Annotated in this window: 2 protein-coding genes; both read right to left on the reverse strand. The window is 75.7% G+C overall.

Annotation, left to right across the window (positions count from 1 at the left end; all coding sequences use genetic code 11):
• A partial coding sequence (locus AB0O00_RS37995; RefSeq protein ID WP_363659256.1) for an FAD-dependent oxidoreductase occupies positions 1 to 957 on the reverse strand: 957 nt, incomplete at its 3' end.
• Positions 954 to 1,726 (reverse strand): FAD-dependent oxidoreductase (locus AB0O00_RS38000; RefSeq protein WP_363659257.1); only part of this gene is annotated, 773 nt, incomplete at its 5' end. The genes AB0O00_RS37995 and AB0O00_RS38000, both read right to left, overlap by 4 nt.

Raw genomic sequence — 1,726 nt, forward strand, 5'->3', positions numbered from 1 at the left:
GTCGCCGGGCAGCTCCGCGAGGGTGCGGGCGGCGGTCTCGGCCATCTGGTAGCCGGGGGCGACGAGGCCGTAGACGCGGCCGTCGGCGGCCTGGGCGCACTCGCCGATCGCGAGGATCGCCGGGTCGGCGGTTCGGCAGTGCTCGTCGACGACGACGCCGCCGCGCGCGCCGACCGGCAGGTCGCAGTCGCGGGCGAGCTGGTCGCGGGCGCGCACGCCGGCCGAGAACACCACGAGGTCGGCGGCGAGTTCGCGGCCGTCGGAGAGCGCGAGCCCGGTGACCGTGCCGTCCTCGCCGGTGACGACGCCGCTCGCGCCGGCGCTGGTGTGCACCGTCACGCCGAGGTCCTCGATCTTGCGGCGGAGCACCGCGCCGCCGCCGTCGTCGACCTGGACGGCCATCAGGCGGGGCGCGAACTCGACGACGTGGGTGGTCAGTCCGCCCGCCCGCAGCGCTCCGGCGGCCTCCAGGCCGAGCAGTCCGCCGCCGACGACGACGCCGGTGCGGGCCTGCTCCGCTTCCGCGCGGATGGCGTCGACGTCCTCTATGGTGCGGTAGACGTGGCAGCCGGGCGCGTCCTTGCCGGGCACCGGCGGAACGAACGGGACCGAGCCCGTCGCCAACACCAGGGCGTCATAGTGGAGTTCGGCACCCGATCGGGTGCGCACCAGGTGCGCCGCCCGGTCGATGGCGGTGACCGGGTCGCCGAGGCGCAGGTCGATGCCGTGCTCGGCGAGGAAGCCGGGCGGGCACAGCGACAGGTCCTCGGCGGTGCGGCCGTCGAACAGTGCGCTCAGGTGCACCCGGTCGTACGCGGGCCGGGGTTCCTCGGCGAGCACGGTGATCCGCCAGCCGGCCGCGGCGGGCTGCTCGGTGAAGGCCTCCAGGAAGCGCTGGCCGACCATGCCGTGGCCGACCAGGACCAGGTCCCGGATGCTGCGGGGGTCAGGGGTCATCGCGGTACTCCTCGGGTGAGCAGGTGCAGGGGGTGGCCGCCGAGCGGTGCTCCGCTCTCGAAGGCGCCGGCCAGCGCGTCCACGGTGGCCAGGTCGCCGAGCAGGATCGCGCCGACCAAACGGTCGCCGCGCAGGACGAGCTTCTTGTAGCTGCCGCGGGTGGCGTCGGCGATCCGCAGGACGTCGAGGCCTGGGTCGAGGCTCTCGTCCACGGCGCCGAACGCCGCGTACTCCAGGTCGCCGGTGCTGAGCCGGGCGCGTGGGAGGCTGCCGGTGTAGCGGGCGTCCGGATCGGCGCCGGACAGCCGCCGGGCGAGGGCGTCGGCCTGCTCCCAGGCGGGGCCGGCCAGGCCGTGGACGGTGCCGCGGTGCTCGGCGCAGTCGCCGATCGCGGACACGTTCTCGGCAACAGCCAGCCGGTCGTCCACCAGAATTCCCGTGCCGACCGGCAGCCCGGCGCCGTACGCGAGCGCGGTGCGGGGGCGGGTGCCGCAGGCGAGCACGACCAGGTCGCAGTCGAGCCGGAAGCCGTTGGCGAGCTCCACCGCGCCGACCCTGTCGCCGCCGTGGACGGCGCGGGCCCGGTTGCGGGCGTAGGTCTCGACACCGAGCGCGAGCAGCCGCTCCCGCAGCACCTCGGCCGCCTCGCCGTCGAGTTGACGCTCGATCAGATATGGCCCCTGGTGGACGATTTCGGTGCGGACGCCGAGCGCGGCGAGCGCCCGCGCGGCGCTCACGCCGAGCACCCCGCCGCCGATCACCACCGCCC

This window comes from Kitasatospora sp. NPDC093558 (genome assembly GCF_040683475.1).
GTDB lineage: Bacteria > Actinomycetota > Actinomycetes > Streptomycetales > Streptomycetaceae > Kitasatospora.